Source organism: Streptomyces sp. SPB074 (assembly GCF_000154905.1).
In the GTDB taxonomy this organism is placed as follows: domain Bacteria; phylum Actinomycetota; class Actinomycetes; order Streptomycetales; family Streptomycetaceae; genus Streptomyces.
The window spans coordinates 179,711-186,267 of the sequence record NZ_GG770539.1 but is presented as its reverse complement, the minus strand read 5'-3'; the positions used below and the strand labels follow the sequence as shown (position 1 = coordinate 186,267).

Annotated in this window: 4 protein-coding genes and 2 pseudogenes; all 6 read left to right on the top strand. The window is 75.6% G+C overall.

The window, feature by feature from the left end:
- On the top strand, positions 1-340 hold a 340-nt coding region (locus tag SSBG_RS00820; RefSeq protein ID WP_037868601.1), incomplete at its 5' end, for a hypothetical protein.
- A pseudogene (locus SSBG_RS00815) lies at positions 337-1,936 on the top strand (acyl-CoA carboxylase subunit beta). The gene SSBG_RS00820 and the pseudogene SSBG_RS00815, both read left to right, overlap by 4 nt.
- Positions 1,937-2,065: 129 nt before the next feature.
- A pseudogene (locus tag SSBG_RS00810) lies at positions 2,066-4,062 on the top strand (acetyl/propionyl/methylcrotonyl-CoA carboxylase subunit alpha).
- On the top strand, positions 4,059-5,225 hold the full coding sequence (locus SSBG_RS00805; protein WP_008744346.1) for an acyl-CoA dehydrogenase family protein: 1,167 nt from the start codon (positions 4,059-4,061) through the stop codon (positions 5,223-5,225). The pseudogene SSBG_RS00810 and the gene SSBG_RS00805 overlap by 4 nt, the downstream one beginning before the upstream one ends.
- A 16-nt stretch (positions 5,226-5,241) precedes the next feature.
- The gene (locus SSBG_RS00800) at positions 5,242-5,976 is read left to right on the top strand and encodes an enoyl-CoA hydratase family protein (RefSeq protein WP_008744345.1); all 735 of its coding nucleotides are present in this window, start codon (positions 5,242-5,244) and stop codon (positions 5,974-5,976) included.
- Positions 5,964-6,557 (top strand): TetR/AcrR family transcriptional regulator (locus SSBG_RS00795; RefSeq protein ID WP_008744344.1); only part of this gene is annotated, 594 nt, incomplete at its 3' end. The genes SSBG_RS00800 and SSBG_RS00795, both read left to right, overlap by 13 nt.

Below are 6,557 nucleotides of genomic sequence, written 5' to 3'. Positions count from 1 at the left end.
GCCGGCCGCGTGGCCCTGGCTCGTCCACCACCTCACCACCGAGCGCCTGCGCGCCCTCCTGCCCGAGACCGCGTCCCTGACCGTCACCCGGCACGTCCTGCCCCGCCTGCGTGCCGTCAACTTCGTCGTCGAAGGTCTCCTCGGCGAGGGCGCCGCCGCGCGCCATCGCTTCGACCCGCAGGCGAAGGCGCTGGGGGAGTGGCTGCGCTCGCGCCACGTCGACGTACCGGCCGCGCTGCTCGGCCCCGTACCGGAAACGGTGGCCGGGGAACCCGCCACGCCCGCGCCGGGAGCCCTCGGCCCCGGGCCAGCCGACGCCCCCGAGGAGAACCGCGAGTGACCCACCTGCCCACCCTCGTGGACCCCGCCGCACCCGCCCACCGCGCGCGCCGCGCCGCGCTCCTCGCCAAGCTCGACGCGCTCGGCACCGAGCACGCGAAGGCGCTCGCCGGCGGCGGCGAGAAGTACGTGGAGCGTCACCACGGGCGCGGAAAGCTCCTCGCCCGCGAACGCGTCGAACTCCTCCTCGACCGCGACACGCCGTTCCTCGAACTGTCCCCGCTCGCCGGCTGGGGCAGCGACTGGACCGTGGGCGCCTCGCTCGTCACCGGCATCGGCACCGTCAGCGGCGTCGAGTGCGTCGTCACCGCCAACGACCCGACCGTGCGCGGCGGCGCCAGCAACCCGTGGACGCTCAGGAAGGCACTGCGCGCCCACGAGATCGCCCGCGCCAACCGGCTGCCCCTCATCAGCCTCGTCGAGTCCGGCGGCGCCGACCTGCCCTCGCAGAAGGAGATCTTCATCCCGGGCGGCGCGCTCTTCCGCGACCTCACGCGCCTGTCCGCCGAGGGCATCCCCACCGTCGCCGTCGTCTTCGGGAACTCCACGGCGGGCGGCGCGTACATCCCCGGCATGTCGGACCACGTGATCATGGTCAAGGACCGGGCGAAGGTCTTCCTCGGCGGCCCGCCGCTCGTCAGGATGGCGACCGGCGAGGAGAGCGACGACGAATCGCTCGGCGGCGCCGACATGCACGCCCGCACCTCGGGGCTCGCCGACCAGCTCGCCCTGGGACGAGCCCGACGCGCTCCGCCTCGCCCGCCGCGCCGTCGCCCGCCTGAACCACCGCAAGGCGCAGCCGGCACCCGGCCCCGCGGCACCGCCCCGCCACGACGCCGAGGACCTGCTCGGCCTCGTCCCCGAGGACCTGCGCGAGCCCTTCGACCCGCGCGAGGTCATCGCCCGCCTCGTGGACGACTCCGACTACGACGAGTTCACACCGCTCTACGGCTCCAGCCTCACCACCGGCTGGGCGCGCCTGCACGGCCACCCCCTCGGCGTCCTCGCCAACGCGCGCGGCGTCCTGTTCAGCGAGGAGGCCCAGAAGGCCGCCCAGTTCGTCCAGCTCGCCAACCAGCGGGACGTCCCGCTCCTCTTCCTGCACCACACGACCGGTTTCATGGTCGGCAAGGAGTACGAGCAGGGCGGCATCGTCAAGCACGGCAGCATGATGATCAACGCCGTCGCCAACTCCCGCGTCCCGCACCTGTCCGTCCTCCTCGGCGCCTCCTACGGGGCCGGGCACTACGGCATGTGCGGGCGCGCCTTCGACCCGCGGTTCCTCTTCGCCTGGCCCAGCGCCAAGTCCGCCGTCATGGGCCCGCAGCAGCTCGCCGGGGTCCTCTCGCTCGTCGCCCGCGCCTCCGCCGCCGCCAAGGGCCGCCCCTACGACGAGGACGCGGACGCCTCCCTGCGCGCGATGGTCGAGCAGCAGGTCGAGGCCGAGTCCCTGCCCGTCTTCCTCTCCGGGCGCCTGTACGACGACGGCATCATCGACCCGCGCGACACGCGCACCGTGCTCGGCCTGTGCCTCTCGGCCGTGCACACGGCCGAAGTCCGCGGCAACCGCGGGGGGTTCGGTGTCTTCCGCATGTGAGGGGCGGTACGGGACGTCCCGGCGCGGTCCACGCGCGCCACGCCGTCCGCACACGCCCCGGCGCGGTCCGTACCCGCCACACCGCCCGCACACGTCCCAGCGCCACCACCCCGCGAGAGGAGCCACCTCATGACCGCCACCCCGCGCCCCGTCACCCGTCTCCTCGTCGCCAACCGCGGCGAGATCGCCCGCCGCGTGCAGCGCACCTGCCGCACCCTCGGCATCACCACCGTCGCCGTCCACTCCGACCCCGACACGCACGCCGCCCACACCGCCTAGGCCGACCTCGCCGTGCGCCTCCCCGGCGCCGCGCCCGCCCGACACCTACCTGCGCGGTGACCTGGTCCTGGCGGCGGCCAGGGCCTCCGGGGCCGAACGCCGTGCACCCCGGCTACGGCTTCCTCTCCGAGAACGCCGCGTTCGCCCGCGCCGTCACCGGCGCGGGGCTCACCTGGATCGGGCCGCCGCCCGAGGCGATCGAGGCCATGGCCTCCAAGACCCGCGCCAAGGACCTCATGGCCCGCGCGGGCGTCCCGCTCCTCGCCGCCGTCGATCCCGCGCGCGCCACCGAGAGGGACCTCCCGCTCCTCCTCAAGGCCGCCTCGGGGGGCGGCGGACGCGGGATGCGCCTCGTGCGCGCCCTCGCCGAGCTGCCCGCCGCGCTCACCGCCGCGCGCGCCGAGTCCCGCGCCGCCTTCGGCGACGACGAGGTGTTCGCCGAGCCCTACCTCGCCCGGGGCCGCCACGTCGAGGTGCAGATCCTCGCCGACCTCCACGGCACCGTATGGGTCCTCGGCACCCGCGACTGCTCCCTCCAGCGCCGCCACCAGAAGGTGATCGAGGAGGCACCCGCGCCCCACCTGCCGCCCGCGCTGCGCGAGAGCCTGCACCGCGCGGCCGGGGCCGCCGCGCGCGCCGTCGCCTACACCGGCGCGGGAACCGTCGAATTCCTCGTCGACGGGGACCGCGCCCACTTCCTGGAGATGAACACCCGCCTCCAGGTCGAGCACCCCGTCACCGAGGCCGTGCACGGCATCGATCTCGTCGCCCTCCAGATCGCCGTCGCCGAGGGCGAGCCCCTGCCGCCCGCCCCGCCCGCGCCCCGCGGGCACGCCGTCGAGGCCCGCCTGTACGCGGAGGACCCCGCCGACGACTGGCGCCCGCGCATCGGGCGCCTGCACCGCTTCCGCGTCCCGGCCCACCTGCGCACCGACTCCGGCGTCACCGACGGCGACACCATCGGCGTCCACTACGACCCGCTCCTCGCCAAGGTCGTCGCCCACGCCCCCACCCGCGCGGCGGCCCTGCGCGCCCTCGCCGACGGACTCGCCCGCACCCCCCTGCACGGCCCCGTCACCAACCGCGAGCTCCTCGTGCGCACGCTGCGTCACCCCGAGGTCGTCGCGGGCGGCGCCGACACCTCCTTCTACGAGCGCCGCCTCGCCGAGCTCACCGCGCCCGCCGACGCCCACACGGAGCGGCTGGCCGCGCTCGCCGCCGCCGTCGCCCAGGCCCGGGCCGCCGCGCGGGAGAGCGGCGGCCCGGGTGGCTGGCGCAACCTCCCCTCGGCCCCCGCGCTGCGCGCCTACCGTGCCGAACCGGGCGGCACCGTCCACGAGGTCCGCTACCGCACCACGCGCGACGGCATCCGCTCGGAGGACCATCCCGCCGTCACCGTCGAGCCGGAGACCCGGCCCGGCACCGTCCACCTCACGAGCGAGGGCGTCCGCCGCACGTACGAGGCCGCCGTGTACGGCCAGGAGGTGTACGTCGACACCCCCGGCGGCACCTCCTGCGCCTTCACCACCCTGCCCCGCTTCCCCGAACCCGCCGCCACCACCGCGCCGGGCTCCCTCCTCGCCCCGCTCCCCGGCACCGTCGTCCGCCTCGCGGACGGACTGTGCGAAGGGGCCCGGGTCGCCGAGGGGGCGCCGCTGCTGTGGCTGGAGGCGATGAAGATGGAGCACCGCGTGAGCGCGCCGCGCGCCGGTGTCGTCGCCCGGCTGCCCGTCGCGCCCGGCCGCCAGGTCGAGGTCGGCGCACTCCTCGCCGTCATCGAGGACCCGGAACCCGCGCCCGAGCCGCACGACACCCCCCGCCGCCCGAAGGAGAACCCCGCACCATGAGCGCTTCCGACCTCGTGGAGAGCCAGGAGCACCAGGACCTGCGCGCCGCCGTCGCCGCCTTCGCCCGCTCCTACGGGCGCGACCACCTCACCCGCGTGCTGCGCGCCGGTGAATCCCCCGACGAGCTGTGGCGCGAGGCGGGCAGGCTCGGCTACCTCGGGGTGAGCATCCCCGAGGAGTACGGGGGAGGGGGCGGCGGCATCAGCGAACTCGCCCTCGTCCTCGAAGAACTCGGCGCGGCCGGCTCCCCACTGCTCATGATGGTCGTCTCCCCGGCGATCCGCGCCACCGTCCTCACGCGCTTCGGGACCGAGGCCCAGAAACGCGCGTGGCTTCCCGGTCTCGCGGACGGCAGCCGCGTCATGACCTTCGGCATCACCGAACCCGACGCGGGCTCCAACTCCCACCGCGTCGCGACCACCGCGCGTCGCGAGGGCGAGGGCTGGACGCTCAGCGGCCGCAAGGTCTACATCTCCGGCGTGGACCTCGCCGACGCCGTCCTCGTCGTCGCCCGCGCCGTCGACGCCCGCGGCGGACGCCTCAAGCCCTGCCTCTTCATCGTCCCGACGGACGCGCCCGGCTTCACGCGTACACCCATCGCGATGGAACTCAAGGCCGCCGAGAAGCAGTTCGAGCTGACCCTCGACGACGTCAGGCTCCCCGCCGACGCGCTCGTCGGCGACGAGGACGCGGGACTTCTCCAGCTCTTCGCCGGTCTCAACCCCGAACGCGTCATGACCGCCGCCTTCGCGATCGGCATGGGCCGCTACGCCCTCGGCCGCGCCGTCACGTACGCCAGGGAACGCACCGTCTGGGACACGCCCATCGGCGCCCACCAGGCCATCGCCCACCCCCTGGCCCAGGCGCACATCGAACTCGAACTCGCCCGCCTCATGACCCGCCGCGCCGCCGCCCTCTACGACGGCGGTGACGACAGCGGCGCGGGCGAGGCCGCCAACATGGCCAAGTACGCCGCCGCCGAAGCCTGCGCGCGCGCCGTGGACCAGTCCGTGCACACCCTCGGCGGCAACGGCCTCACCGAGGAGTTCCAGCTCGCCTCCCTCCTCACCGCGAGCCGCGTCGCCCGCATCGCCCCTGTCAGCCGCGAGATGATCCTCAACTACATCTCGCACCAGACCCTCGGTCTCCCCAAGTCCTACTGACCACAAGGGAGTTGTCGTGACCCTCCTGATCCGCCCCGACGAGCGGGGGTTGCGCGCCCTCCTGCTCGACGCTCCCGAACGCCGCAACGCCCTCTCCGCCCCGCTCGTCGCGGCCCTCACGACGGCGCTCACCGAGGCCGGAGCCGATCCCGGCGTCCGCGCCGTCGTCCTCGGCCACACCGGGACCACTCTCAGCGCGGGCGCCGACCTCAAGGAGCCGCCCGAGCCCGCCGCGATCCTCACCCTGCTCCACACCGTCGTCGCCCTCCCCAAGCCCGTCGTGGCCGCCGTCACCGGGCACGTACGGGCCGGGGGCCCCGGCCTCCTCGGCGCCTGCGACCTCGGCTTCGCCGGGCCCGCGGCGGACTTCGCCTTCACCGAGGCCCGCCTCGGCCTCGCGCCCGCCGTCATCTCGCTGCCCCTCGCCGCCCGCCGCGACCCCACCGCGGCGCGCCGCTACTACCTCACGGGCGAGCGCTTCGGGCCCGCCGAGGCCGCCCGCATCGGGCTCCTCACCGAAGCCGTGCCCGACGTGGACGCGGCCCTCGCCCCCGCGCTCGACGCCCTGCGCGCCTGCTCCCCGCAGGGCCTCGCCGCGAGCAAACGGCTCGCCACCGCTACAGTGCTCGCGGACTTCGGCGCGCGCGGCGAGGACATGCTCGCCCTCTCGGCCGGGCTCTTCGCCTCCGCCGAAGCGCGCGAGGGGATGACGGCCTTCCTCGAACGACGGGACCCTCCATGGGCACGGTGACACGCACACCACGCGGCGGACCGCCCCGCCAGGACCGCAGCCGCGCCACGCGCGAACGCCTCCTCGAAGCGGCCGTCACCTGCGTCGCCGAACACGGCTGGACGCGCTCCACCGTCGCCGTCGTCGCCGGACGCGCGGGCGTCTCGCGCGGCGCCGCCCAGCACCACTTCCCGACCCGCGAGGACCTCTTCACCGCCGCCGTCGCCTACATGGCCGAGGAACGCTCCGCCGCCCTGCGCGCCCTCTTCCCCGGCCCCCCGCCCGGCCGCCACGCCGTCGTCGCCGCCCTCGCCGACCTCTACACGGGCTCCCTCTTCCGCGCGGCGCTCCAGCTCTGGGTCGTCGCCTCCCGGGAGGAGACGCTGCGGGAGGACGTCGTCGCGCTCGAAGCCCGCGTGGGACGCGAGACCCACCGCATCGCCGTCACCCTCCTCGGCGCCGACGAATCACGCCCCGGGGTCCGCGAAACGGTGCAGGGCCTCCTCGACATGTGCCGCGGCCTGGGCCTCGCCGGCCTCCTCACGGACGACGGCCCGCGCAGGGAACGCGTGGTGCGGCAGTGGGCGACGCTCGTGGACGCG